General features: G+C 61.8%; 29 protein-coding genes. 15 read left to right on the top strand and 14 right to left on the bottom strand.

Annotated features, from left to right (window positions below; all coding sequences use genetic code 11):
- The first annotated feature begins 257 nt into the window (after positions 1–257).
- Together AB8A27_RS16670 and AB8A27_RS16675 are read left to right on the top strand one after the other, a co-directional pair.
- A complete protein-coding gene (locus AB8A27_RS16670; protein ID WP_441244933.1) occupies positions 258–1469 on the top strand; it encodes a GNAT family N-acetyltransferase in 1212 nt (403 codons plus the stop codon).
- A gap of 17 nt (positions 1470–1486) precedes the next feature.
- The gene (locus tag AB8A27_RS16675; RefSeq protein WP_441242855.1) at positions 1487–2431 is read left to right on the top strand and encodes a JmjC domain-containing protein; all 945 of its coding nucleotides are present in this window, start codon (positions 1487–1489) and stop codon (positions 2429–2431) included.
- 7 nt (positions 2432–2438) lie between these two features.
- On the opposite strand, the gene AB8A27_RS16680 is transcribed toward AB8A27_RS16675, so the two are convergent.
- Both AB8A27_RS16680 and AB8A27_RS16685 read right to left on the bottom strand, forming a co-directional pair.
- A complete protein-coding gene (locus tag AB8A27_RS16680) occupies positions 2439–3104 on the bottom strand; it encodes a DsbA family oxidoreductase (protein WP_441242856.1) in 666 nt (221 codons plus the stop codon).
- A gap of 63 nt (positions 3105–3167) precedes the next feature.
- Positions 3168–3986 carry a helix-turn-helix domain-containing protein gene (locus AB8A27_RS16685; RefSeq protein WP_441242857.1) on the bottom strand — a complete coding sequence of 273 codons (819 nt, stop codon included), beginning with the start codon at positions 3984–3986 and terminating at the stop codon, positions 3168–3170.
- Positions 3987–4102: 116 nt separating this feature from the next.
- Here AB8A27_RS16685 and AB8A27_RS16690 point away from each other — a divergent pair, with 116 nt between their 5' ends.
- A complete protein-coding gene (locus tag AB8A27_RS16690) occupies positions 4103–4501 on the top strand; it encodes a hypothetical protein (RefSeq protein WP_441242858.1) in 399 nt (132 codons plus the stop codon).
- Here AB8A27_RS16690 and AB8A27_RS16695 read toward each other — a convergent pair.
- The gene (locus tag AB8A27_RS16695; RefSeq protein ID WP_441242859.1) at positions 4498–5184 is read right to left on the bottom strand and encodes an SET domain-containing protein; all 687 of its coding nucleotides are present in this window, start codon (positions 5182–5184) and stop codon (positions 4498–4500) included. The two genes, AB8A27_RS16690 and AB8A27_RS16695, sit on opposite strands and share 4 nt — an antisense overlap.
- 149 nt (positions 5185–5333) lie before the next feature.
- Here AB8A27_RS16695 and AB8A27_RS16700 point away from each other — a divergent pair, with 149 nt between their 5' ends.
- Positions 5334–5972, top strand: a complete 639-nt coding sequence (locus tag AB8A27_RS16700) for a hypothetical protein (RefSeq protein ID WP_441242860.1) — start codon at positions 5334–5336, stop codon at positions 5970–5972.
- Between the two features lie 27 nt (positions 5973–5999).
- On the opposite strand, the gene AB8A27_RS16705 is transcribed toward AB8A27_RS16700, so the two are convergent.
- The 3 genes from AB8A27_RS16705 to AB8A27_RS16715 form a co-directional block, all read right to left on the bottom strand.
- Entirely contained in the window at positions 6000–7001 is a 1002-nt protein-coding gene (locus AB8A27_RS16705; protein WP_441242861.1) for a tripartite tricarboxylate transporter substrate binding protein, read from the bottom strand.
- A gap of 83 nt (positions 7002–7084) precedes the next feature.
- Positions 7085–7984 (bottom strand): VOC family protein, encoded by a 900-nt coding sequence (locus tag AB8A27_RS16710; RefSeq protein WP_441242862.1) that lies wholly within the window; start codon positions 7982–7984, stop codon positions 7085–7087.
- Positions 7985–8024: 40 nt separating this feature from the next.
- On the bottom strand, positions 8025–9017 hold the full coding sequence (locus AB8A27_RS16715) for a zinc-dependent alcohol dehydrogenase family protein (protein WP_441242863.1): 993 nt from the start codon (positions 9015–9017) through the stop codon (positions 8025–8027).
- 125 nt (positions 9018–9142) lie between these two features.
- On the opposite strand from AB8A27_RS16715, the gene AB8A27_RS16720 reads away from it, so the two are divergent.
- The 3 genes from AB8A27_RS16720 to AB8A27_RS16730 all read left to right on the top strand — a co-directional run bounded on the left by AB8A27_RS16720 (position 9143) and on the right by AB8A27_RS16730 (position 11500).
- Positions 9143–9844, top strand: coding sequence for a GntR family transcriptional regulator (locus AB8A27_RS16720; RefSeq protein ID WP_441242864.1), 702 nt, complete (start codon positions 9143–9145; stop codon positions 9842–9844).
- A gap of 163 nt (positions 9845–10007) precedes the next feature.
- Complete coding sequence (locus AB8A27_RS16725; protein ID WP_441242865.1) at positions 10008–10868, top strand: fumarylacetoacetate hydrolase family protein; 861 nt, start codon at positions 10008–10010, stop codon at positions 10866–10868.
- A 50-nt stretch (positions 10869–10918) separates the two neighbouring features.
- Positions 10919–11500 carry an amino acid synthesis family protein gene (locus AB8A27_RS16730; RefSeq protein ID WP_441242866.1) on the top strand — a complete coding sequence of 194 codons (582 nt, stop codon included), beginning with the start codon at positions 10919–10921 and terminating at the stop codon, positions 11498–11500.
- 32 nt (positions 11501–11532) lie between these two features.
- Here the strand turns inward: AB8A27_RS16730 and AB8A27_RS16735 are convergent, their stop codons facing one another.
- Positions 11533–12267 (bottom strand): TetR/AcrR family transcriptional regulator, encoded by a 735-nt coding sequence (locus AB8A27_RS16735; protein WP_441244934.1) that lies wholly within the window; start codon positions 12265–12267, stop codon positions 11533–11535.
- A gap of 110 nt (positions 12268–12377) precedes the next feature.
- On the opposite strand from AB8A27_RS16735, the gene AB8A27_RS16740 reads away from it, so the two are divergent.
- The 4 genes from AB8A27_RS16740 to AB8A27_RS16755 all read left to right on the top strand — a co-directional run bounded on the left by AB8A27_RS16740 (position 12378) and on the right by AB8A27_RS16755 (position 15623).
- Complete coding sequence (locus AB8A27_RS16740) at positions 12378–13781, top strand: carotenoid oxygenase family protein (protein WP_441242867.1); 1404 nt, start codon at positions 12378–12380, stop codon at positions 13779–13781.
- Positions 13782–14007: 226 nt separating this feature from the next.
- Positions 14008–14328, top strand: a complete 321-nt coding sequence (locus AB8A27_RS16745; protein WP_441242868.1) for a hypothetical protein — start codon at positions 14008–14010, stop codon at positions 14326–14328.
- 90 nt (positions 14329–14418) lie between these two features.
- A complete protein-coding gene (locus AB8A27_RS16750; RefSeq protein ID WP_441242869.1) occupies positions 14419–14994 on the top strand; it encodes a hypothetical protein in 576 nt (191 codons plus the stop codon).
- 56 nt (positions 14995–15050) lie between these two features.
- On the top strand, positions 15051–15623 hold the full coding sequence (locus AB8A27_RS16755; RefSeq protein WP_441242870.1) for an inner membrane-spanning protein YciB: 573 nt from the start codon (positions 15051–15053) through the stop codon (positions 15621–15623).
- 99 nt (positions 15624–15722) lie between these two features.
- Here the strand turns inward: AB8A27_RS16755 and AB8A27_RS16760 are convergent, their stop codons facing one another.
- Positions 15723–16424, bottom strand: a complete 702-nt coding sequence (locus AB8A27_RS16760; RefSeq protein ID WP_441242871.1) for an Ig-like domain-containing protein — start codon at positions 16422–16424, stop codon at positions 15723–15725.
- Between the two features lie 403 nt (positions 16425–16827).
- On the opposite strand from AB8A27_RS16760, the gene AB8A27_RS16765 reads away from it, so the two are divergent.
- Positions 16828–17802, top strand: a complete 975-nt coding sequence (locus AB8A27_RS16765) for an SH3 domain-containing protein (protein ID WP_441242872.1) — start codon at positions 16828–16830, stop codon at positions 17800–17802.
- Position 17803: 1 nt separating this feature from the next.
- On the opposite strand, the gene AB8A27_RS16770 is transcribed toward AB8A27_RS16765, so the two are convergent.
- Genes AB8A27_RS16770 through AB8A27_RS16780 form a run of 3 tightly spaced genes read right to left on the bottom strand, consistent with a single transcriptional unit; the run spans position 17804 to position 20148 of the window.
- Positions 17804–18136 carry a DUF429 domain-containing protein gene (locus AB8A27_RS16770; RefSeq protein WP_441242873.1) on the bottom strand — a complete coding sequence of 111 codons (333 nt, stop codon included), beginning with the start codon at positions 18134–18136 and terminating at the stop codon, positions 17804–17806.
- Entirely contained in the window at positions 18102–18479 is a 378-nt protein-coding gene (locus tag AB8A27_RS16775; protein WP_441242874.1) for a DUF429 domain-containing protein, read from the bottom strand. Before AB8A27_RS16775 ends, AB8A27_RS16770 begins: the two co-directional genes overlap by 35 nt.
- Before the next feature lie 16 nt (positions 18480–18495).
- Entirely contained in the window at positions 18496–20148 is a 1653-nt protein-coding gene (locus AB8A27_RS16780) for a fumarate hydratase (protein WP_441242875.1), read from the bottom strand.
- A gap of 201 nt (positions 20149–20349) precedes the next feature.
- Here AB8A27_RS16780 and AB8A27_RS16785 point away from each other — a divergent pair, with 201 nt between their 5' ends.
- From AB8A27_RS16785 to AB8A27_RS16795, 3 genes are all read left to right on the top strand, one after another.
- Positions 20350–20823, top strand: coding sequence for a hypothetical protein (locus tag AB8A27_RS16785; protein WP_441242876.1), 474 nt, complete (start codon positions 20350–20352; stop codon positions 20821–20823).
- Positions 20824–20978: 155 nt separating this feature from the next.
- Positions 20979–21149 (top strand): hypothetical protein, encoded by a 171-nt coding sequence (locus AB8A27_RS16790; RefSeq protein WP_441242877.1) that lies wholly within the window; start codon positions 20979–20981, stop codon positions 21147–21149.
- Between the two features lie 104 nt (positions 21150–21253).
- Positions 21254–21928: a methyltransferase family protein gene (locus AB8A27_RS16795; RefSeq protein WP_441242878.1), complete on the top strand. Its 675-nt coding sequence runs from the start codon at positions 21254–21256 to the stop codon at positions 21926–21928.
- Between the two features lie 19 nt (positions 21929–21947).
- On the opposite strand, the gene AB8A27_RS16800 is transcribed toward AB8A27_RS16795, so the two are convergent.
- From AB8A27_RS16800 to AB8A27_RS16810, 3 genes are all read right to left on the bottom strand, one after another.
- A complete protein-coding gene (locus AB8A27_RS16800) occupies positions 21948–22655 on the bottom strand; it encodes a glutathione S-transferase (protein WP_441242879.1) in 708 nt (235 codons plus the stop codon).
- Positions 22656–22838: 183 nt separating this feature from the next.
- Positions 22839–23507, bottom strand: coding sequence for a lectin (locus AB8A27_RS16805; protein WP_441244935.1), 669 nt, complete (start codon positions 23505–23507; stop codon positions 22839–22841).
- Between the two features lie 204 nt (positions 23508–23711).
- Positions 23712–24749: a Tim44 domain-containing protein gene (locus AB8A27_RS16810; protein WP_441244936.1), complete on the bottom strand. Its 1038-nt coding sequence runs from the start codon at positions 24747–24749 to the stop codon at positions 23712–23714.
- Positions 24750–24919: the final 170 nt, after the last annotated feature.

Raw genomic sequence — 24919 nt, forward strand, 5'->3', positions numbered from 1 at the left:
TGGCGAGGCCGCGACCATCGACCGCAGGTCCGCCCGTCCCCGGAACCGCGCGAATTCTCCGGCACCGGCCACCCTGCCCCGCCTATATCCGCTGAAAACGCAGGCTTTTTCAGCGACCGTTTGGTGAACGACCCGTTGCACATTCCCGTCAAATTTCGTCTCCGGAAAAACCGGATATTCGAATGTTTCTCCTAACCTCCGCAGACAGCAATGGAGCAGCGGCCTGCGCCGCCTTCCTTGCGACGGGGATCGGGGACGTGGTCGACATTGCAAACCCAGCCGGCATGCATGGCAGCAGAACAACGGGTGCCGGGATGACCGCGGCGAGCCGCCCAGCGTCTGCGCCCGATGCGCTCGCGCCGCTGGCGACGATCGCGCCGGAGCCATGGCGTGCGCTGGCGCAGCAGGCCATCGAGCCGAACGGCTACTACCTGGCCGACTGGGAACTGGCCGTAAATGCATCCGCGCGCGGCCGCACCGATGTCGCCGCACTCAGCGCCTGGATGAGCGATACCGCAACGCCCCGCTTGATCGGACTGCTCCCGGTGATCACGGCGCGGCGCGCCTATCGCCTTCCTCTCCCGGCACTCGTCAGCGCCGATCCTTATGGCACGCTCTCTACGCCGCTGCTCGATCGCGACATGGCCCCAGATGCCGTCACGCGCCTGATGACGCAGGCCCGCAAGGCCGGTGCGCATGCGCTGATCATCGAGAACGTCTCCCTCGATGGTGCCGCGATGCAGGCCATCCGCGAGTCGCTCGCCATGCAGGATCTTGCGCCGCGCATTCTGCAATCCCACGCCCGCGCCTGTCTCGACGCCACGCGCAATGCCGACGAAATGCTGCGCGATGCGCTCGGTGCGAAGAAGCTGAAAGAACTACGCCGCCAGCGCAACCGCCTCGCCGAACACGGCGATGTGACATTCGAGATCGCGCGCACGCCGGCCGAGATCGCGGCGACCATCGACACATTCCTGACGCTGGAAGCGAGCGGATGGAAAGGCAAACGCGGCACCGCCTTGATGCAGGATGCCGGCGACAGTGCCTTCATCCGCAGCGCCACCAAGGCGCTCGCCGAACGCGGCCAATGCGAGATTGTCACGCTGCGCGCCGGCGACACGCCGGTCGCAGCCGGTGTGCTGCTCAGGCATCTCGACCGCGCCTTCTATTTCAAGCTCGGCGTCGATGAGCGTTTCGCCAAACTGTCCCCCGGTGTGCAGCTCACGCTCGACGTGACGCGGCATCTCTGCGCCGATCCTGCGATTGCCTGCGCCGACTCCACGGCCAATGCCGGTCATCCCATGATCGATCCGATCTGGCGCGGCCGCCTCGCCATCGGCGACGTGCTGATCCCGCTGCGCAAGCACGACCCGCTGGTCTCGCTCATCCACGGCGCCTTGACCTTGCGTCGTTCCATCCGCGAGCCGCTGCGACGCGTGGCCCGCTCAATCCGCAACCGTCTCCGCTAGATATCAGGGGTTCAGCCATGAACGCAGCTACTGACGTCGCGCCGGTGATCTCGGCCGCTAATCAATCGCTCAAGAATGACTTCCCGCTGAAGCCCTTCGCCATCAGGCACAAGCTCGCCGGACATCCACTGCTGACGCTGCCGCGCATTGCGCAGCTCGCGGCCGACCTGCCCCGCGATCTCATCGAATACAATTCGGGAAAGGTTGCCATCAGCCAGGATCCCGATGCGATCCCGTCGGTCGATCTCGACCCGGTCGAGGTGGTCAAGCGCATCGAAACTGCCGGCGCCTGGATGGTGCTGAAGCGGATCGAAAATTCGCCGGAGTATAGGAAGCTGCTTGAAGACACGCTGCTGTCGGTGGCCCGCGCCCGCGGCTTCAACAGCCTGCTCGATGCCGGATTCGAACAACTCGAAGGCTTCCTGTTCGTCTCGTCGCCGAATTCGACCACGCCGTTCCATCTCGACAGCGAGGACAATTTCTTCGTCCAGATCCACGGCGAGAAGTTCTTCACGATCTACGACAACAACGATCGCGCCATCGTCTCCGACGACGAGATCGAGCGCTCGATGACCAAGCACCGCAATCTCAAATTCGACGACAGTTTTGCGCCGCGCGCGGTCGAGTTTCACATGTTCGATGGCGACGGCTGCTATGTGCCCTATCAGTGGCCGCACTGGGTGCGCACCGCCGGTTCGTTCTCGATCTCGATGGCGATCACCTGGAAGACGCGCGAGGTGCGCCGCGTCAACGACCTGCACTTCTTCAACTCGATGCTACGCGGCATCGGCTTTCCGCAGAAGCCGCCGGGACAGCAGCCGGTGCTGGATATGCTGAAGCTCGCATTCTACCGCACCGTGACAACGGCAATCAAACCGCTCCGCGGTTCGCTGGCGATGCGTAAAGTCCTGCGCCGCATCGCGCTTGGCAAGAAGGCGAACTATTATCTGAAGGGCGCGTAAGCGCGCCCTACTCCGCCGCCTCGGCGTTGATTTCCGCCGACACCTGACGGATCGCGCGCGCGAGCTTCTCCGCATCCTGCGCACCGGACACGGCATATTTGCCAGCGAAGACGAAAGTCGGCACGCCGGAAATGCCCTTGTCCGCAGCTTCTTTGGCGTTACCGGAAATCAGCTCGACATCCTCGTCGGTGGCGAGGCGTTTGCGGATCTCGTCCGCATCGAGCCCGACATCAGCTGCGGCCTGAACCAATGTCTCGCTCTGGGTGAGATCGCCGCCATCGCGGAAATACAATTCCATCAGCCGCTGCTTGACCTCGGCCGACTTGCCGGACGCTTCGGCCCAATGGATCAGCCGGTGGCAATCGATGGTGTTCGGCTGGCGCTTCACGCTGTCCGGGCGATAGGTCAGTCCCTCTTGCTCAGCCGCATCGACGACACGACCGGCGATGCCCTTATAGGCTTCCACCGAGCCGAACTTGGTCTCCAGATAGGTCGAGCGATCGATGCCCTCGCGCGGGATCCACGGATTGAGGAAGAACGGCCGCCAATTGACATGCACCGGCACGTCGGAGGCCAGCGCCAGCGCATTCTCGATGCGGCGCTTGCCGATATAGCACCACGGGCACACGACGTCGGAGACGATATCGATCTGAAGCGGCTTGATGGCGCTCATGGGCGGGCTCCCTGTATTTGTTCCGCCCACAAATAAGCGTCATGGACCGTGGCGGCAAGACCGCTAGTTCCCGTTCGCAGCGATCGCCCGGAGCCTGTTCGCCGTGATCTCATCCGTCGGAAAGAACGTCTCGATGGCGATTTCCGACAGCGTGATATCCAGCGGCGTACCGAAGGTCATGGTCGTCGACATGAAGCTCAGCACATCGTCGCCAAGCTTCATGCGGAATGGCACCACGACGCTGTCGGCCGCGATCGGCGCCGACCGCGCCGGCACCGGATAGGTCTTCAATTCCTGATACAGTTTGAGCAATTCCGGATCGACCGTCGCCTCGCATTGCCGGTGCAGCCGCTCCAGCAGATGCGCGCACCATTCACCGAGATTGACGGTGCGTGATGCCAGCCCCTGCGGATGAAAGCTCAGCCGGAGCACGTTGAGCGGCGGTGCCAGCAATTCAGGCGGGATGCCTGACAGCAGCGGCATCACCATGCGATTGGCGGTGACCAGATTCCAGTGCCGGTCGATGGCCAGCGCCGGATGCGGCTCATGGGCCTTCAGCACGAGGTCGATGGCCTGACGCGCCGAGGTCAGTGCTGGATCGTCCAGCGCCCGCTGCGGAAAGGCTGGCGCGAAGCCTGCCGCCACCAGCAAGACATTGCGCTCGCGCAGTGGCACGTCGAGCCGCTCGGCCAGCCGCAACACCATCTCGCGCGAGGGCGCAGCGCGGCCGGTCTCGAGGAAACTCAGATGGCGCGTGGAAATCTCGGCATCGCCGGCCAGATCGAGCTGGCTCAGGCGACGGCGCTGCCGCCATTCGCGCAAATGATGGCCGATCCCGGCGGGACGGGATGTTGCGGAGGTCGCTGCTAGCTGTGTGCTCATGGCAAAAAGCTAACACGCGAATTTCGCAGCTTCCATGACCTCACAGGTAATCGATTTGGCTCCGCGGCGCCGTCATTGTCGGGACATCCACAACGACCAACCCAAGGATAACGACCATGATCAATCCCTCTCTCCTGCTCCGCCGCGCCATCCAGATCGACGCCATCGTCTCAGGCGCCATGGCCCTGTTGCTAAGTTTTGCCGCCGGCATGCTGGTGCCGCTGCTGCATCTGCCTGAAGCGCTGCTGCTGGAATCCGGCCTGTTTCTGATCGCCTATGCAGCGCTGGTCGGCTGGCTCGGCACCCGCGCAGCCATGCCGAAGCTGCTTGTGCTCGTGATCATCATCGGCAACGCGCTGTGGACGTTGGGCAGCATCGGCCTGCTGTTCTCGGGCGCGGTGACGCCGAACCTGCTCGGCCAGGTCTTCGTGGCCGCGCAGGCGATCACGGTCGGCGTGTTCGCGGAGCTGCAATATATCGGGCTGCGCCGGAGCGCAGCGGCACAGGCGGCTTAAGCCGCCTTGCTCCTGGCCTTGCCGGCCTTTGCTTTACTGGACCTAACCGACTTGGCCCTGGTCGCTGCGGAGGTCTTCTTCGCGGCGGCCTTGGTCGTCTTGGCTTTGCCCGAAGCCGCTTTGCCTGAAGCCGCCTTGCCCGAAGATTTGGCCTTCTTGGCCTTGGCTTTAGCCTTCTTGGCCTTCGCCTTTTCTTCCTTCTTCAGCGCCTTGCGCTCGGCCTTCTCCTTGGCCTTCAGTTTTTCGGCGCGCGCCTCGGCCCGCTTCCTCTTGCGCTTCTTCTCGCAGGCATCGCATTTGCAGCCGATAGGCTTCAGGTATTCCTTGAAATATTCCGTGCCGTAATCGTAGTTGATCTCTTCGCCCGGCTCGATCTTCTTGATCGAGCGAATGGTGATCTTCTTCTTCGCCGCGTTGACGTCGGACTCGGCGTTTGGCTTGCAGGCGTGGTTGATATAGCGCGCGATATTCTTGCGGATCGAACCGTCGACGGTCCAGCGCTTGCTGATCTGGAACAGGTACTTGTTCTCGATCGCGTCGTGTTTCTCGTTCTTCGAATCCAGCAAAGGCCCGAAGTAGCGGATGATCTTGACGCCCTTCTTGATCGGCTGGGTGGCGAAAAGACCGAGACCTGTTTTGGAACGGCCGATGCGATATGGCTTGGCGGAAGTCGAGGCGGGCATGGGATGAGGAACTGACGCTGCTGGAGACAAAATGAAGGCTGACCAAGCTGTCTAGCGCGATTCAACCAGCCTTGTCAGCCGCTTCCGTTGAACCTTCCCCAGCTTGTGAACGTCAAAGCGTGGTCACCTGTTTGTCCGGATGCCTTCGCATGCAACGATTTCCCGTTTTCGCCGCCGCTCTGGCAGCCGTCATCTCCGCCACATCCCTTGCGGCGGCCAGCGACATCACGAGCATGTACAGCTCCACGGCAGCGAAGAATTGTCGCAAGATGCCCGTCGCGGCCAGCGAGGTCGATGCCGATGACAGCGCCCAGTGGACCTGCCGCGGGCCTGCCGGCCTCGTCGTCGTGAAGACCGAAGGCGATTTGCGCGAAACCATCACCGTCGGCCGCACCTTGAAGGCCGCCGAGGACGAACCGGCCGCGTCACAAGGCTTTGCCGCCTTCAATTCAACCACCGATACGATCGAATGGCGTCTCAGCGGCGGCAAGCCATTCGCGATGATCCAGCGCTGGCATGTGGCCGTCGGCGATGGCAGCCAGTCCAAAGCCGCGCCAAAAACACGACAGGTGCTGGTTGTGACTCGCCTGCCGCCGGGCGCGGTGTGCCACGTCGCTCATATCGAGGTGAACGGCACGCGCGACGCCAATGAAGCCGCGCGCCGGGCTGCTGACAAGCTGGCACGCGGCTTCGATTGCAAGACGGACAAGATCAGCGTCGTCGGCATCGGCGGCCGCGCCACCGCACTGGCGATGGCATCGCGCAATATCCCGGACCCAGCCCGGTAGGGATCAAATCGATCGCGCGATCCGCAATCAAAGTTTCGGTATTTTCGCGGTATCGATCACGGCGGTCCATCTGGCGATTTCCGTTGTGACCAGGTCGCGCATTTCCAGCGGCGTACTTCCCCGCACCTCGCCACCGATCGCCGCTTCAAGCCGCGCCCTGATCCCCGGGTCGGCCAGAGACTTCAGAACGGCCGCGTTGAGTTGGGCGATGATCGCCGGCGGAGTACCCTTCGGCGCCAGCAGTCCCGCCCATGTCCTGACATCAAAACCTTTCAGACCTGCCTCGTCGGCCGATGGAACATTCGGCAGCAAAGCACTCCGGGTCGATGATGTGACGGCGAGGCCGCGCACCGCACCACTCTCGATCTGCGGCGCAACAAGCACGCTGGTGCCAACGATCAGGGGCACATCGCCCGCGAGCAGTGCGGTGATCGCCTGGGAGTCGCCGCGGTAGGGCACGTGCAGCACGTCGATGCCGGCTGCCGCTTTCAACAATTCACCAGCAAGGTGATGCGTACTGCCAAAGCCGACCGATCCGAAACTCAACGATCCCGGCTTGGCCTTTGCGAGTGCGATGAGCTCTCCCAGCGTTTTGGCTTGATAGTCGCTGCGGGTGGCAACAACGAGCGCGTAATAGACGATCGTGGAGACCATCTCGAAACTGTCGACCGGCTGATAGGGCAGCGATTTGTAAAGTCCTGCGGATATCGCATGGCCTCCGGTTACAAGGCCGAGCGTGTATCCGTCAGGCGCAGCCTTGGCGACCGCGTCCGATGCGAGATTGCCGCCTGCACCAGGCTTCGCTTCGACGATGACGGTCTCATTGAGCTGTTTCGCCAGCCCGTCGGCAACAACGCGGGAGAGCGTGTCCGCCGCACCACCCGATGCGAAACCGTGAACGATACGAATGACACGATTTGGGTAGGCTTGAGCCGAGGCGCCACGCACATCGAGCGACGAGACTATGAATATAGACACCGCGACGCATGCGAAAACTCTGCGCCGAATGGATTTCGACAGCTTGCTCATGTTTCCTTCCTTTTATTTCTTCTGCGTTGATCGCCGAGGTGCCGATCTGTCGCTTCATGGCGGCGACTTTGTCGGCAGCGATGTCATGTCGCTTTGCGTTTGAACTCCGCGAGCTCCGGCGATGGAGCCGGCCCCCAGATATCCCGAGGGAGACCTACCCAGACCTTGGGGCGTTGCGGACGATCCCGGTGCCATGGGCGCGGCTCGAAATAGCCAAGCTCCTCGTCGATCATCTGATCGAGATCGAAGAACAGCTCGATGAGATTGCCATCCGGATCGCGATGATAGATCGCGACATTGTGGCCCGGGCCATGACGAACCGGTCCCCACAGGATCTGCATCTTCTTGCGCCCGAGCAGATCGCAGGCGCGATGCATGTGCGAGGCATCACGGAGCTCGAAGGCCGCGTGATGCAATCGCCGACCCGGGCCGCGCGCGAAATTGACGGAGTGATGATCGAAACCACACCGCATGAAGACGAAGGCGTCCTCGATCCAGTCCGACACCCGGAAATTCAGCACGTCACCATAGAATTTCGACGCCTTCAGCGGATCTTGCGTGTAGAGCGCGATATGGCCGAGGCGGTCGGCTGCAATGCCGCCGACAGGCTGTTGAGCGACAGCGAATGTCGGCCCCGCAAGCAGTTCGATCTCCATGTTCTCGAAGTCGCGGAACAGCACCGAACGGGACACGCCAGGAAGAGGATCGGACTGGATCTCGGCCGCAATTCCGGCCCGCGACAGTGTTGCCACCAGGTCGGCGAAATCCAGATCGGGCGGCACTTCGAAGGTCAATCGCCGACAGGCTGCCTGATCGCCACGCTGCAGGACGACGGCGAGTTCGTCCGAGTCGGTGGCCAGCAGTGCGCGACTGGCGTCACGCGTCACCACGCCGAGTCCGACCACCGTTTGATAGTAGTCGATCTGCCTGTCGATATCAGGCGTAACAAACGTCACATGTCTGATGCGTTTTACCTTGATCATGTGTTCCTCCGTATCTTGTTCCAGACCGATAGCCGTCCGCCTACGGGGTCATAATGATTTTCCCGAGCGCCCCTCCGGACTCCAGCAATGTATGAGCTTGTCGGACCTCAGATAATTTCAGCCGTGCGGAAATGGCCGGCTTGATCGCCCCTCGCCCGAGAAGCGAGATCAGCTGCCCCATGATGGCGCGGCGCGCGTCGCGGTCATGGTCGTAGATGTGAAAGGAGAAGCAGCGGACAGCCGGACATATGTCGAGATACTTCCGCATCTCTCCCATCAGGTTCTCTTCCGGAAGCCCCGCAAAGGCGTTGTAGGAAACCAGCGTCCCCCATTTGCCGAGCACGCCGAGATAGGACACGAATTCGGGACCGCAAACATGGTCGAGCACGAGGCCGACGCCGTTTCCCCCGGTCAATTCGCGTGTCCGCGCGACGACATCTTCATCGCGATAAAAAATAACGTGATCCGCACCGTTGGATTTTGCGAATTGGGCTTTTTCCGTTGTGCTCACCGTACCAATCACGGTCATGTTGGCGAGCTTCGCCAGTTGCACGATCGACGTGCCGACGCCCCCGGCAGCACCAATCACAAGCACACTGCCTGCGGGATTACGCCCACCGCATTCATGCAGCAGCGCCCAGGCGACCTGATAGTTCGCAAGACACACGGCGTCCTGCAAATCGACGGCATCGGGTAGCAAATGGATCGCGTCGGCCGGCGCGACCACATATTCGGCGTAACAGCCCCCGCGCTGCGACAGATCGCGGGCACTGAGCAACACTTTCTGGCCAACTGAAATGCTTGTGACGTCGGCACCAATGGCAGAGATGCGCCCGGCCACATCATTTCCGGGATTGGCCGGCAATGGCGGCATCCATTTGTAGACGCCGCGGCGGATCAGAACATCCGGCTGGCCGACCCCAAAAGCTTCCGCCTTGATCTGCACCTGTTTCGGGCCCGGCAAGGGAACCGCCACATCGGCATATTCGAGTGCCTCGGGTCCGCCCGGACGGTGAACAAGCACGGCTTTCATGAATCCACCCCTGAAAGATATTTTCGAAAATATGATCCATTACGAAAATTATTGCAATAGCCGTCACGCGACGGCATTCTGCGGTCAGGCGGCGCAACCAGCCGGCGTTATCTGAGGGCCATTCGATGACAGCTTCGGCCGTCAAATTACGTAAAGAATTCGGCAAGACACTCGCGTCCGATATTGCTCACCGACTCCGGCAGGATATCGTGAGCTGCAGGATGAAGCCTGGCGAGCCCCTGAAATTCGATGCTCTGAAGCTCGCCTTCGGCGCAAGCTTCACCACATTGCGCGAAGCCCTGACCTCATTGAGCGCGGATGGTCTGGTGCTTGCCGAGGAGCAGCGTGGCTTTCGCGTGGCCCCCGTCACGAGCGAAGACTTGAATGACATCACTCAGACGAGAATCCTGATTGAGATCGAACTGCTCAGTCGATCGATTGCAAATGGCGAAGATGACTGGGAAATAGCGGTTATGTCGACCTTGCACAGGCTGGGGCGCATCGAGGAACGGCTTCCCGGCAACCATGTCGAGAATCCCGAGTGGCAGGTTGCTCACCGTCAGTTTCATGAAGCGCTCGTGTCCTCCGGCCGCTCCCCGACCCTGTTCGGGATTCGCGCATCCCTGTTCGAGCGCGCCGAACGCTATCGAAACCTGTCTTCCATGTTCCGTCCGCAACCACGCGACAAGGTCGGCGAGCATCGCGCCATCATGCAGGCAGCGATCGCCCGCGACACGGCACTGGCCACATCCCTGATCGACCGCCACATCCGCAGCACGGCCGACAATGTCCTCAAATACGCGTCCCACCTGCTGACGGAAGCATGAAACGGGCGCGCCGTGCACTGACGGGTCCGCGGCAGAAGAACAACGTCCCCCACCGATAAAAAGCGTTGTTCTGTCATCAAGCCCCCTTGCTAAGATTAATTTTCGAAAATAATGTCAGATTACGAAATTTAAAGCATTCCGAAGTGAACAGAAAGGCGCCACCGTGAAGCTCCTGTCATTCAGCCACCAAAAGCGCGAGAGCTGGGGTGCCGTCGTCGATGAAGCAGTGGTCGATCTCGGCAAGGCACTTCCGCAATATCCGACGCTGGCTGATTTCATCGCCAGTCCCGATTTCGCGAAGCGCGACGCATTGGTCGGCGCACACACGCCAGATCTCAAACTGTCCGACATCGACTATCTGCCCGTGATCACGCGCCCCGAAAAAATCGTCTGCGCTGTGCGCAATTATATGGATCACCACAAGGAAGCGGTTGCCCACGGCATGGACCGCCAGATCACCGAATTCCCGCCAATCTTTCTGCGGGTCTGGCGCTCTCAGGTCGGGCACAATCAGCCGGTCATTCGACCGAAGGTCTCCACGCATCTGGACTGGGAGGGTGAACTCGCTGTCGTGATCGGAAAGGGCGGCCGGCACATTCCCGAGAGCGAAGCCATGGATCACATCGCCGGCTATTCGATCTACAACGATGTCAGCGTCCGCGATTATCAGCGGCACGCGCAACAGATTGCAGCAGGCAAGAACTTCGTTGGCACCGGCCCATTCGGGCCCTGGCTGGTGACCACCGATGAAGTCAGCGACCCCACCAAGCTCAAGCTCGAAACCCGCGTCAACGGCGCCGTGGTCCAATCGTCAGATACGTCGCATCTGATCTTCTCAATTCCGCGGCTCATCAACTACGCATCGGAAATCTTCGACCTTGTACCAGGCGACGTCATTGCGACGGGCACGCCTGCCGGCGTCGGCTTTACGCGGAAGCCTCCAATATTCCTGAAGGCCGGCGACGTCGTCGAAGTCGAAATCGAGAAACTCGGCATTCTCAGCAATCCGGTTATCGATGAGTAGTCAGCCGCCCGCGTGCTCGCATCTGCTTTCACATACGAACTGATCTCGCCATGACATCCTATGATATTCGCAAGACGCAGACATCCGTCGAGACGGTCTGGCATGAGCGCGGGCCGCGTCTCGCGCAGCCGCTTCAGGTCGGCACAGCGCTCGCGATTATCCGCAATCCTTTTGCTGGTCGATACGAGCCGGACCTGATGGCCTTCCAGGCCGAGCTTCGCGACCTTGGCCGCTTCCTGGCGACCGAACTCGTTCAGCAACTCGGAGGCAAGGAACGCATTGAGGCTTACGGCAAGGGAATGATCGTGGGTGACGACGGCGAGCTTGAGCACGCGGCAGTGTGGCATGAGGCCGGCGGCTGGGCGATGCGCGAGGTCCTCGGTCAGCCCAAAGCGATCGTGCCTGCTGCGAAGACCTTGGGCGGCGTCGGCACACGCCTGATGGTGCCGCTGGGCCATATCGAAGCGGCCTATGTCCGCAGTCATTTCAGCACCGCTGAAATGACTGTCTGGGATGGCCCACGTCGCGACGAGATCGCCTTCGGCCTGGTGATGGCAACCGGCGGAAGACCGCACGCACGTATTGGCGGGCTGGCAGCCTCCGATATCTCGGTCCATGACGGACAGCGATAGCGACCGCAAACAACGTCAGGCGAAGAGTTTCGCTATTTCGGCGCTTCCATCACCCTGGCGACAGTAATCTTCAGCATCTCGACGAACAGCTTCTCTGCGTCGGTGCCGTCAGGCAAGCGGCGCAGGATGTCGGTGAGACGGCCATCGAGGGTCAGCATGGTGAAACCATGCACCAGCGACCATGTCCGCGCGATCTGCGCAGCCTGCTCGAGGGTCAATGCATCGGTGGCAATATTGCCGGGGTGCTGCGCGCCGACCACACTGGCGAGACCGGCAAAGGATGCATTGGCTGCTTCGCGCAGATTAGGCCGGGTCATGTCGAGCCGTTCGGTACGAAACATCAGCTGATACATGCCAGGCTGCGCACGTGCATAAGCGAGATAGGCCTTGGCGCGGGCGAGCGCGCTTTCGAGCGGCGTCGTGCCGGTCGCGCCAGCCGCAATCATTGTGGCGTTGAAGTTGCGAAAGCCGATGGCCGCGAGTTCGCTGACAAGGCCGGTGAGATCACCGAAGTGATGCGTCGGAGCCGCGTGAGAGACGCCGGCTTCGCGGGCGACGGCGCGCAGCGTCAGACCCGACAAGCCGTCCCGCTCCAGCACGATTTCCGCCGCTTTCAGCAGCGCACCATGCAGGTCCCCGTGATGATAGGGGAACTCAGCGCTGGCGACCTTCTTGGCCGTGCCCTTGGCGGACGCCTGTGCTGCGCCCTTCTTGCGGCGGGCCGGCGATAGGGCGCGCGGTTTCGCGGTCTTGGTCTGCTTTGTCATGGTGATGTTATAGGTTGCCATTTTTACACTGTAAAGATTTTGCTTGACGGGCCGACCGCTCACATCTAGCAATCTAGACAACGTAAAGATAACGGACATGGGAGACGACGATGGCGCTGCTGGACCCGATCGAGGCTGCTCATGACAATCTTGCGCCGATTCCGATGGAGTGCGACGCGCCGTTCCTGAAAGTCATCGGTGAACTGCCGCGTGAACTCAACGGCACGCTCTATCGCAACGGCCCCAATCCGCAATTCGAAACCAAAGGCTCGCACTGGTTCGTCGGCGACGGCATGCTGCATGCCTTTCACATCGAGAACGGCCGCGCGAGCTATCGCAATCGATGGGTTCGCACACCGAAATTTCTCGCCGAGCACGATGCTGGCCGCGCGCTCTATCGCGGCTTCGGGCAGAAAGTGCCGGATGCCCCTGCTTCGCTTGGCAACGACTCAGGCGCGGCCAATACCAACATCATCTTTCACGCCGGCCGCCTGCTCGCGCTCGAGGAAGGACATCCTCCGACCGAGATCGAGCCGGGCACGCTGAAGACGCTCGGCTACCAGAACTATCGCGGCCGCATCGGCGGGCCGTTTACCGCGCACCCCAAGATCGATCCCGTCACCGGCGAAATGACCTTCTTCGGCTATAACGCCCGCGGAATCTTCAGTCCGACGATCTCGTTCGGCGCAATCGATTCATCCGGCATCGTGACGCGCTTCGAACGTTTCGATGCGCCCTATGCCAGCATGGTGCATGACTTCATCGTCACCGATCGTCATCTGCTGTTTCCGATCCTGCCCATCACCGGCAGCATGGATCGCGCGCGATCGGGCCGCCCGCCCTATGCTTGGGAGCCGGACAAGGGGTCTTACGTCGGCGTGATGAAGCGCGGCGGCAGCGCAGATGATATCAAATGGTTTCGCGCCGAAGCTTGCTACGTCTTCCATGTGATGAATGCGTGGGACGAAGGCGAGCGCATCATCGCCGACGTCATGCAGTCCGAGGAAGCACCGCTGTTCACGCATCCCGACGGTTCGCCTACCGATCCCGCGAGATCCAATGCACGACTTTGTCGCTGGACTTTCGATCTTGCCGCCAACACCGATCGCTTCACGCGCACCTATCTCGACGACGTCACCGGCGAATTCCCGCGCATCGACGAGCGCCGCTCCGGCCTCGTCAGCACGCAAGGCTGGTACGCCTGCGATAATCCGGCGCCGGGTGCCAGCAAGGCCTTTTCCGGGATCACGCATGTCTGGCGCGACGGCATCAGGCTCGGCCAATACATGCTGCCACTCGGCGACAGCATCTCCGAACCCGTCTTCGTCGCGCGCAGCAAGGATGCAGCCGAAGGCGATGGCTGGCTGCTCGCGGTGGTGTGGCGCGCCCGGCAGAACCGCAGCGATCTGGCAGTGTTTAATGCCACCGATATCGCCGCGGGACCGATCGCGCTCGTCCAGCTCGGTCATCGGGTACCGGCGGGCTTTCACGGCAACTGGGTGGACGCCTCGTAAGACTTTGTTTTGAATACGCTAAAGCATTATCTCTCATAATTTTGACAGTGTAAAGATTTTTGTTGACGAAGCCGCAGGCAAGGCCTAGAAAAAATCTTGACATCGTAAAGATGGAGCGACCGGAAAACAGCGTGACGTCCTTTCTCATGATCGGCGCCGTTGTCACCGCCTCCTCAAGCACAACGATAAAAGTTCTCTCTCGACAACAAGCGCGCGGAACCACGCCATGATCAACGTCCTCGCCAAGCTGGCCATCGGCTTCCTTTCCACCATCGCCTTCTTCACGACCTTTGCGATCGCAGGAGACGTGCTGATCGCGACTGCCGTCGCCATTGCAGGTGCCGCGACACAGTTCGTTCTCGCACGAACCGCATATCGCAGGCCGGACATGATGACCCGGGCAGCAAGCTGGAGCAGCCTGGCCCTCGTGCTGGTTGTAACCGGGACCACGCTCATGGGCATCGAACCATCCGGCGCGGCCACCCCCGCTTCTCATGACGTTTTCACGCCGGTCAGCAATGTCTGCCGGCTCTCGCAAGACATATGATCGCTGGATGATGCGCAGCGGCGCAAAGGCCTCACAAACGGGCCCGCAACGCTCCTTCACAACGTCAAGATAGCCCGAACTGGAAACGCCATGGCTTCCTTTCTGATCATTGCCCCGTTCGGCGTCTTCGCCATGCTGATGATGGTAACGTCGGTCGCGTTCAGCCTGTTCGCCGCGGCGACGCTGTCGCTCGGCATTGTGGTCTGGGACGTGATCCGCGGCGGTTCGCTGAAAATGCTCGCGGCAGGCTCGGTGCTGATCTTCAGCGCGCTCGGCTGCTACATCACGCTGATCGACGGCAACTGGAGCCCGGTGGCTGTACGCCTCGCCGTCGATGTCTGCGTGCTCTCAATCGTCCTGCTGTCGCTGGCGATCCGCCTGCCCTTCACGCTGCAATATGCCCGCGAGGTGGTGGACGCCGAAACCTTGAAGCTGCCCGGCTTCATGAAGGCGAACTATATCATCACCTGGGCCTGGGCTGGCGCCTTCGTGCTGATGCTGGTGGCGGACATGCTGATCATCTACATGCCCTCGCTGCCGCTATGGATCGGCTTTGCGGTGGCCTTTGCCGCTCGCAATTCCGCCGTTGCCTTCACCAAATGGTATCCGCAATATCGCCGCGCAAAATACGGCGCAGCGAAGCCGGCAGAACCGCTGAAACCCTGATCCACTTCGCCTACAAATCGACGCCTGACCATCTCGACTGCATTGGGAGCCCTGCGATGAAGGACGTATTCGCCAAACTTGGCCAGGATTTCTTCTCCACCATCGTCTTCCTGGTGCTCTACCTCGTCACCGGTGACGTCCTGCTGGCAACCTGCGTGGCGATTGCGGGTGCCGTCGCACAGTTCATCTATGCCCGCGTCAAGGGCCAGAAGCTTGATGTAATGACCTATGCCAGTCTCGCGCTGGTAGTCGTCCTCGGTGGCGCGACGCTGCTGACCAAGGATCCGCGCTTTGTGCTGGCCAAGCCCAGCATCGGACATTTCGCCATCGGCGCGATCATGCTGCGCAAGGGCTGGATGCTGCGCTACCTGCCCCCCATCGTCAGCGAGACGATCCCCGAATATGTGACCGCTGCGGGCTATGCCTGGGCTGCACTGATGTTCGCACTTGGCGCCGGTGTCATCGCCGTGGCCATGACCGGCGACATGAAGCTGTGGGCGTTCTATGTGTCGGTGGTGGCCGTTGGCGCCAAGGTGCTGGCCTTCGCGATCCAGTATGTCCTGTTCCGGGTGATCGTCAGCCGTAAGCGGCGCGCAGCAGCAGCGACGGCACCGCAGATGGGCACCTAAAGCGTTTTCGAGCGAAGTGGATACCGGTTCGCATCAGGAAAACGCGTCTCAACAAAAAGCTAGAGCCTCGATTCTGATTCTACCAGAACCGAAAAGGCTCTAGTTGCCGGCGCGCAACTGCGAACTTCGCAGATGCGCCACACCGACATCCACCCTCAGCGGCGGCGATGCCGCGGGCGCGTGAACCGTGTCGCCCTCATATTCAGCAGTGATCCAGCGCGTGCCATCCGCCAGCGCCGAGGTGATGAACGACGCCATGCCGGCGCGATCGAGGCCGACACGGGCCGCGAGAACCTGCTCGCCATCGCGAAACGTGACCGCGCCTTTCGGAACGCCAACACCGCCGGCAATCGCGGCCGTCAACGTGACCACCGCTCCGGACGGACGGGGATTCTCGGACGACGACAGCGCCACGGCCGGCGTGACGCGTATGGTCTCGGCCACCACCGCGGATTGGCTCGGCTGCACCACGACAGGCAGATAATTCGACGTCCCCATATAGTCCGCGCGGAAACGATGCGGACCCGGCGGCAGTCGCTGGACCACCAGTGACGGCTGAGCCACATCGACCCAGCCAAGCACGGTGAGCGTCGTCTCATCGACAAAGCGGACGATGCCGCCCGGGACGCCGCCGCCGCGTTCACTCGTCACGGACGCCGTCAGTGTCGTGCGACCGGCCGCATCAACGGACGCCGCCAGAGTGATGCGGGTCAGTTCGGAGTGTATGATGGATTGGGCGTGGGCCGCGGCCGGACTTGCGAGCACAACTGCAGTGACGACGACCAGATGAAAATTGTTCACCTGTTACGCTCCGGTTAGCCGCCCCTGGGATGAGGCGCACGGCCGGCGAAAAGGTTCAACGCAAAAACCAAGGTATGGCTGTGAGGCAACGTATCGACGTGAACAGTTCGTCACAGATACTGATAAAATATGACCCCATTCACCGCGCTGGCCGCAGCCAGCAGCGTCACGACCGTCATATTCAGCTTCAGAGCATCCAACATGGCGCGGCCTCGAATTCGTCTGTGGTCTGATCGCTATTGGAACAGCGCCGCCTGAGTCGTCACCGCTTTTCTTTTTCGTCCACATGCTTGCGGGTCACCGGAGAATCGAGTCCTGCGCAGAGACCCGAATGCGCCTGATTTGCTGCAGGCCTGAGTCGCCTTTTGTCGAACCAAAATCGCGCTGTCGGCGACACAATTCCATGACCCGAATCGCCGCTTTGATTGCCGGACTGCTTGTTGCCGGCCCAGCCCTCGCGCAGCCCGTCACGCCCTCGCCTGAAACGCCGGAGTGGTTTGCAAGCGCCCGCGCTTTCGTGCCGCCGGACCGCGTGGCCGGTCAGGCGTTTCATGTCGACTTATCCAATCCACAAGCACCCGTCGGCTATCTTGCGGTTTATCCGGCCAACGCAAGCGATCCGAAGACACCGGCCAGCGCATTCGATGCAGGAGAGATGCTGGTCGCAAAACTCGCACACAGCGATGGCAAACTGACCACGCTGTCCGCTGAGTTGCGGCCGCGCGATCTCACGCTGACAAGCAGTATGCCGAGCGTGGCGAGCGCCGCGCGTGACGACGATGGGTATCGCGAACTGCATGCCGAGTTGCTGAAGACACGTGGCACGCTGCCTGACGGCGCCATGCCCTGCGATATCCACGGCTGGTCCGAGGACCGCGACCCGAACGGATTGAATGTCCGCGCCGGGCCGTCGGCGAAGGCCAAGGTGCTCGGCACATTGCCTGCGCCGTACAAATTCAAGCGCAAGGGCGACAACGTCCCCGAAGGTGGCTGGCTGACGGAGTTCTCCATCCTCGGCTTCAAGGACGGCTGGTTCCTGATCGAAGGCGCGACGCCACCGGGCAAGGACTACGAGGACGAGAGCGTCTATCCGCGCAATCATCCAAAGCCCTATGGCGGCCGCGGCTGGGTCGCCGCCAACAAGATCGGCGCGCAATATGCCAATGGCGACACACGAATGGGCGGGCTGTTTCAGGCGCCGCATGTGGACGCGCAATGGACGCCAGCCAAAGGCGACGGTGGCAGCGAGATCGGCGCCGATGGCGGCCCGAAACGCATTCTCGCCTGTAGCGGCTTCTGGGCCTTGGTGGAGAGCCACGACGGCGTCCGCGGCTGGTGGCGCAGGCTGTGTTCGAACCAGGTGACGAATTGCAGTTGAGCTAGAACCAGATTTGCTGCTGCACGCCCAGCGCATCGCGCGGTGCGGTGCCTTCCGGCAGACAGCCCACGCAATCGCGCGCGGCCAGCGCTACCGCGCAGGCATCGAGCACATCATCCCGTTGTGCACCGGTACGCGCTCGCCTGACGGTCAGCCAGTCGTCGAGATTGCTGAAGCCATTCGCCATCAGTAGACGACGACGCAGCGCGAGCCCCTCCTCCGCATGTTTGGACGACAGCGGCGCATCGCCATTCAAGCGGAGAAAGACGAGTTCGGGGTGAGCTTCGCGGATATCGAGGTCACGATGCGCCCGCACGAAGCCATCGACCTCCATGATCTTCGGCCCGAGATGCCAGGAGCTGGCGCGAGACCTTCTTTTGTCCGCGTCGTTCGGCTTCGGCATTGGCAAGGTCGGGATCGGTGAAGTCCTGCCACAACCAGCGCCGCCCGCCGGAGAATACCCGCGATCCATGCGGGCTGAGCTTCTTGCGGGCGAGCTGGTCGCAGGCACGCACGCCATCGTCCCCGAGGCCGATAGGGATATCGATGGCAGCGCGAGCAAAGCGCTGCGCCGCGAGCCAGGAAATGTCGCTGATGAAATCGACGGATCGCCGGTCGCCATCGAGCGTGACGGCGACCCAGCCCTTGCTGAACCCATCGAGCCCGATGAAGGTCATCGGGCGCGCCTCGCGCTTAGCCGAGGTTCAGTTCTTTGAAGAAGTCGTTGCCCTTGTCATCGATGATGATGAAGGCCGGGAAATCGACGACGTCGATGCGCCAGATCGCTTCCATGCCGAGTTCGGGATACTCGACCACCTCGACCTTCTTGATGCAGTGTTCGGCAAGGTTCGCCGCCGAGCCGCCGATGGATCCGAGATAAAAGCCGCCGTGCTTCTTGCAGGCTTCGCGCACCGCGACGGCGCGATTACCCTTGGCAACCATCACCATGGAGCCGCCAGCGGCCTGGAACTGATCGACGAAACTATCCATACGGCCGGCCGTTGTCGGTCCGAACGCGCCGGAAGCGTAGCCTTCGGGCGTCTTGGCGGGACCGGCGTAATAGACCGGGTGGTTCTTGAAGTAATCCGGCAGCGCCTCGCCCTTCTCGAGGCGATCGCGCAGCTTGGCATGCGCCGAGTCGCGCGCGACGATCATGGTGCCGGTGAGCGACAGGCGCGTCTTGGTCGGGTACTTGCTCAGCGTGGCGAGAATATCCTTCATCGGCTGGTTGAGGTCGATCTTCACGACCTCGCCGCCGAGCGACTGCTCCATCGCCGGCAGATACTGCGCGGGATTATGCTCGAGCTCCTCGAGATAGACGCCGTCCTTGGTGATCTTGCCGAGCACCTGGCGATCCGCCGAGCACGACACGCCAAGACCGATCGGCAGCGACGCGCCGTGGCGCGGCAGACGGATGACGCGAACGTCATGGCAGAAATACTTGCCGCCGAACTGCGCGCCGACGCCGGACGACTGCGTCATCTTGAGGATTTCCTGCTCCATTTCGAGATCGCGGAACGCATTGCCGTCCGGCGAGCCCTGCGTCGGCAGCGCGTCGAGATAGCGGGCCGAAGCGAGCTTCACCGTCTTCATGCAGAGCTCGGCCGAGGTACCGCCGATGACGATGGCGAGGTGGTAGGGCGGGCACGCGGCGGTGCCCAGCGTCATGATCTTTTCCTTGAGGAAGGCGAGCAAGCGATCCTTGGTCAGGACGGACGGAGTAGCCTGGAACAGGAAGCTCTTGTTGGCGGAGCCGCCGCCCTTGGCCATGAACATGAACTTGTAGGCATCATCGCCCTCGGCATAGATCTCGCACTGCGCCGGCATATTGTTGGCGGTGTTCTTCTCTTCATACATGGTCAGCGGCGCGACCTGCGAATAGCGCAGGTTGCGGCGCAGATAGGCGTCGCGGGCGCCTTCGCTCAAAGCAGCCTCATCATCGCCGTCGGTGATGACGTTGCAGCCCTTCTTGCCCATGATGATCGCGGTGCCGGTGTCCTGACACATGGGCAGCACGCCGCCGGCAGCGATATTGGCGTTCTTCAGGAAGTCAAAGGCCACGAACTTGTCGTTCGGCGAGGCCTCGCTGTCATCCAGGATGTTGCGCAGCTGCTGCAGATGGCCGGGGCGCAGATAGTGGTTGATGTCGCCAAACGCGGCCTCCGAGAGCGCCTTCAAAGCGTCGCGGGAGACCACCAGCATGTCCTTGCCCAGCACCTTCTCGACCCGCACCCCCTCGGTGGTGACCTTCTTGTAGGGCGTGGTGTCCGCGCCCAGCGGAAACAGCGGGGTGTGCTTGTAGGGCGGTACGGGCTTCTGGTCGGGGAAAGCGGTGGGAGCATTCATGGTCGGGCCTCAAAAAGGGAGGGGATTTGAGGCCCTTGTAGGCGGTTTCCCGACTGTTTTGAAGGGTTCAAAACAGGGGGACAGGCCCGCAATCGCGGGGATAATCCCCCTGTTCCAACAGTCACCGGCTGCGCCCAGTGCGCCTTGCATAAAGCCGCGTCCCGCGTTTCAGTGCGGCCGGGGATTGAGGAGAATTCTGGAATGTCCATCGACCGCCTGCGCGGCATTTTTTCGGCTGTGGCGCTGCTTGCCACCGTGACCCTTGTCGCTTCGCCGGCCCGCGCCGACCGCTGCGACGATCTCGCGCGTCAGCTCAAGAGCCAGATCGACGGGCTCAGCGTCGGGCGCACTGCGGCCAACGTGATCTACCTCTCGCATCCGGCGGCGAAGCAGTTGCGGCTTGGCTGCGCCAGCCGCAATTTCAGCAACGAGATCTATGCGGCGTCCGCGACCCGCAAGCCGGCGCCGGCTTTCACTGATCTCGTCGCGAGCGCGGCAGCCGTCATCTTCACGATCCCGAAGCCGGATACGGTGAGGGGCACCACGCGATGTCTTGGCCGCATGGGGATTTTCCGTGGCGATGACGTGAAGCTTCGCTATCGCCGGCTCGATCTGCGCTGCACCCGCAGCAAGACCTCCGCGACCATCACCATTTCCCGCGGCAAGGACGAGTGAGTATTTCGTTTCAATTGTAGTGAAGTCCGAGACCGGTCATTCACCACCGCAGCCGAACCATCCCGATTGCTGCAAATTGCAGCGCCTGATTTACCAACTCCTTGTTGGCGCACGCCCATGGTCCAACTGCAAGTGTTGGAAACAGGGAATTTGTAATGAGCGTTTCAAGTGTCAGCAGCACACCGCCGGTCGCTGAGGTGAAGCCGATCGAGGCAAAGCCGCCAGAGCCGAAGAAGAACGACGACAACGACAGCCGCACCGCGCCGCCCCCGCCGCGCGCAGCGCTGCCGCCCGGCCAGGGCACCCGGATCGATCAGCTCGCTTAACGCGGCACCGTCGGACAGAGACCAGCCGCCGGTCGCGTTGACGCGAGGCCTGCCCAATCACTGCCGCGAATCTGGTATCGGATGCGGGCCAAAGGAGGCCCGACATGATCATTCGCCTCGTGATACGTACGCTGATCTGGTTCGGCGTGGTCGGCGCCGTTTTGTTCACCGCCGCCGGGACCTGGCAATGGCCGGCGGCGTGGTCATTTCTACTCTTCATGATTCTGCTCGGCCTTGGTGGCGGCCTGTGGCTGATGCAAATCGACCCCGCGCTGTTCAAGGAACGCATGGGCCCGGTGATACAGCCGGGACAACCCTCGGCAGATCGGGTCTTCATGGTGGCGTTCCTGACCGTGGCACTGGCCTGGCTGATCGTCACAGGACTGGATCAGCGCTTCGGCCTGTCGCAGATGACGATTGGCGTCGAGGTCGCAGGCACGGCACTCGCGATCGCGGGAATGGCGATCTCATTCTGGGTCCTGCGCGAAAACAGTTTCGCCGCACCGGTCATCAAGCTTCAGCGCGACCGCGGCCAGCGCGTCATCGATACCGGCCCCTATCATTTCGTGCGTCACCCGATGTATAGCGGCGCCGTTCTGTTTTTCCTTGGCACATCGCTCTGGCTCGGCTCGTGGTGGAGTGCCGCGCTGACGCTGATCATGGCCGTGCTGTTCGCATGGCGTACGATGGCCGAAGAGCGTACCTTGCGGGACGGTCTCCCCGGCTACACCGACTATACGACGCGCGTCCGCTATCGTCTGTGTCCGGGGCTCTGGTAGCCTCGTCACGCGAGCTGCGCTACTTGTCCAGCGCCTTGTAGTGCCGGAAGATGCCGTCCTTGTTGAAGGCAATGCGGCGGTCACTGTCGAGATAGGCCTTGATGTTCGGTCGAACCGCCATGCGGTCATGCAAATCGATCAGGCGTGGGATTTCCCGCTCGAATTTTGTCATGCGTTTCGGAAATGCGTAGCGCAGGCCTTCAACGATCTGGAACAGTGACAGATCGACATAGGTCGCCTTGCGGCCCGCGACATAAGCGCCATCGCCGGCCTTCAATATCCGCTCGAAATAGCCGAGATATTTCGGCACACGTTCCTTCAGGAATTCCGTGCTGCGTTTTTTGGCGGGACCTTTCTGATCTTCATAGTAGAGCGACACACCGATGGGGTGATGGGTGTCATGCACCTCGGCCACGAAATCGGTGATCGTGAGCTGCAGCTCGTGCAATTGCAGCCGCGCTGTTTCGGACTTCGGTGCCAGACCGTGACGCGGGCCGAGATAGAACAGGATGTTCGCAGTCTGGCCGATCACCATGTTGCCCGCCTTGAGGAACGGCGGCGCGAATGGCGGAATGCCCTTCTTGCTGTCGAGCATCCTCGTCATCGCGGCCATGCCACCCTTGCCGCGTGCCATATCGCGGTAGTCCGCGCCAGAATCTTCCAGCGCCAGGCGCACGAATTCGCCGCGGCCCTGGATCGTCGGCCAGTAATACAGCTCATATCGCATGCGGAACCTCGCCAAATGTCGCGTCAGGGGGTGCCAGGGTAACTGCTCACCGTGGAATTCGTTCGCTGCGCTGGTCCCGCGCAAACCCCGCACCGTCATCCAGCTATCGCTGCAAAACGCACTATGGCCGGGACAGGCCCGGCCATAGTGGAATGTATTGCTGCTCGTCTACAGCAACAGAACTCAATTCGACGCGAAGCAATACAGCAGCCCGTCGCCGCCGGTGCTCTTCAGGTCGTTCTGCGAGCAACCGCCATCGGGGCCGCGCGACGGATGCGATGTGTTCCATGACTTGGACGGCGGCTCTTCATTGAGGCCGGTGCGATCGATATGACCGACCATGGCGGCGCCCTGCGTACCGCTCGTCCAGTTCTTGCAGGTGCGATCCTCACCGGCGGCAAAGGCGGTGCCGTCGGCCTGCGAACCGGTCAGCACGTCATGGCGATTCGGCGTATCGCCGCGGCCATTGATGACCTCGCCCTTCTCGCTGAGCGAGGTTTGCTTGGAGAGGTTGTTGCTGGCGCCGTGCAGATCGGCGACATCCTTGGCAACGACGACGCCCTTGGCATTCTTCCATGGCCCGTTGCCGATCCGGTCCTTGGCATTGATCGCGGGCTTGCCGTCCGCGGCCTGCGTCGAGAGATAAGCGCGCCATGTCTTGGCGCCCGCGCCTGCAGCCTGCGCCAGCGTCTGGCAATGATTGTCAGCACCGGCAAGGCCACCGAGATTGCCGCCATTGCCGATACCATTGCTGGTGACGAAGAAGCTTGTATCCGCGCCTTGCGCGAACGATGGCGACGTTGCTGCAAGCGAAACGGCGACGGCACCGGCACAGATACCGAGACGGGTCATGGTCGAGAGAATAGTGGGCATCGATTCCTCCAATTTGTTTTTGTAGCCACGCAACGCCAGTCGCTATGGGACGCAACTGACCAACACATTATCCGGCGGATTATTCCCGCTCTGAGATCATCACTTGGCAATGCACACGCATGAGGCCAACAAAAAGCGCCGCGGAATGATCCGCGGCGCTTTCCGATTTCAGTGACGCAAGGCTTACGCCTGCTGGATGGCCGAGAGTTCCCAATCGGCGCCGCGCGGGCGCACGAAGGTCCAGATCTCGGTCGCTTCGATCGGCGTTTCGCTGCCAGCCACCAGACGATTGGTGCCGCGCTCCAGCGTCTTGTCGACCAGCGAGAAGCGCATCGCAACGCTCGCATAGTCGGTGTCGCCTTCGCGCCAGGCTTCCGCGAGGTCGCCCTGAAGCAGCTTCACATCCGACACCTTGTTGATGTCGTTGCGCGCCTTGTTCTCGGCGAGATCCTTGGCGAAGTACGACACCATTTCCGGCGTCGACAGCTTGCCGAGTTTCTCGACATCCTCGTTCGACCAGGCGGCCTGGATTTCGCCAAGCAGACGCTCGAACGTCTCGTAGTCCTGCGGCACGATATCGAGCGGCTTGTCATTCGAGCCACCGCCGAAACCGAAGCCACCGAGACCACTGCGCTGGGTCGGCTGTGCGCCATAACCCTGCTGCGCCTGGTTCATGTGCGCCTGATTCTGGTCAGGAGCATTGCCCGGACCGATATAGGCCGAGTTGGCCGGACCAGCATAGGCGGACGACGTCTGGTTACGACGCTGCCACCAGGACATCGCGAGACGGACGACGATGATGATCAGGCCGACCTGCAGCAGCAGGCCGATGATCGACGACAGGCCGCCGAGGCCGCTGAACAGACCGCCGCCGAACAGCATGCCGAGCAGGCCTGCGCCGAGGAAGCCGGCAGCGAGGCCGCCGAGCATGCCCATGCCCGGACGGTTGAAGAAACCGCCCTTGTTGGCTGCGCCCGTGGTCGCGCTGTTCATGCCGGGCGAACCCGGCTGCTGCATAGTGCGGTTGAACGGCTGAGCCGCGTTAGGCGCCGTCGACGTGCTCGGCGGAGCCGAGAACGTGCGGTTGCCGCGCGAACCCGAGCTGCTGCCACCGCCAACGCGGGCGTCGGCAGAGGAGATTGCAATCGTGAGCGGCATCGCCAGCGACAGGACAACGGCCATCGTCTTGACGACGCCGCGCATGCTGAACGTGAAAGTCATGGTCATTCCCTCAATCCCCGGCAGGGGGAAAACACCCCTAACATGGCTACCCCAGCCTAAAAGGGAAGCACCGTTCCATGGTAAACGCTGCGGCCCTCGGTCGCGGCTGGGGATTGAACCTTTGGCGGAGGAGTCACCTTGCTTTCAAATACTTATGGTGCATTGCGAAG

Origin of the sequence: Tardiphaga sp. 768_D3_N2_1 (assembly GCF_052076105.1) — a bacterium.
GTDB lineage: Bacteria > Pseudomonadota > Alphaproteobacteria > Rhizobiales > Xanthobacteraceae > Tardiphaga.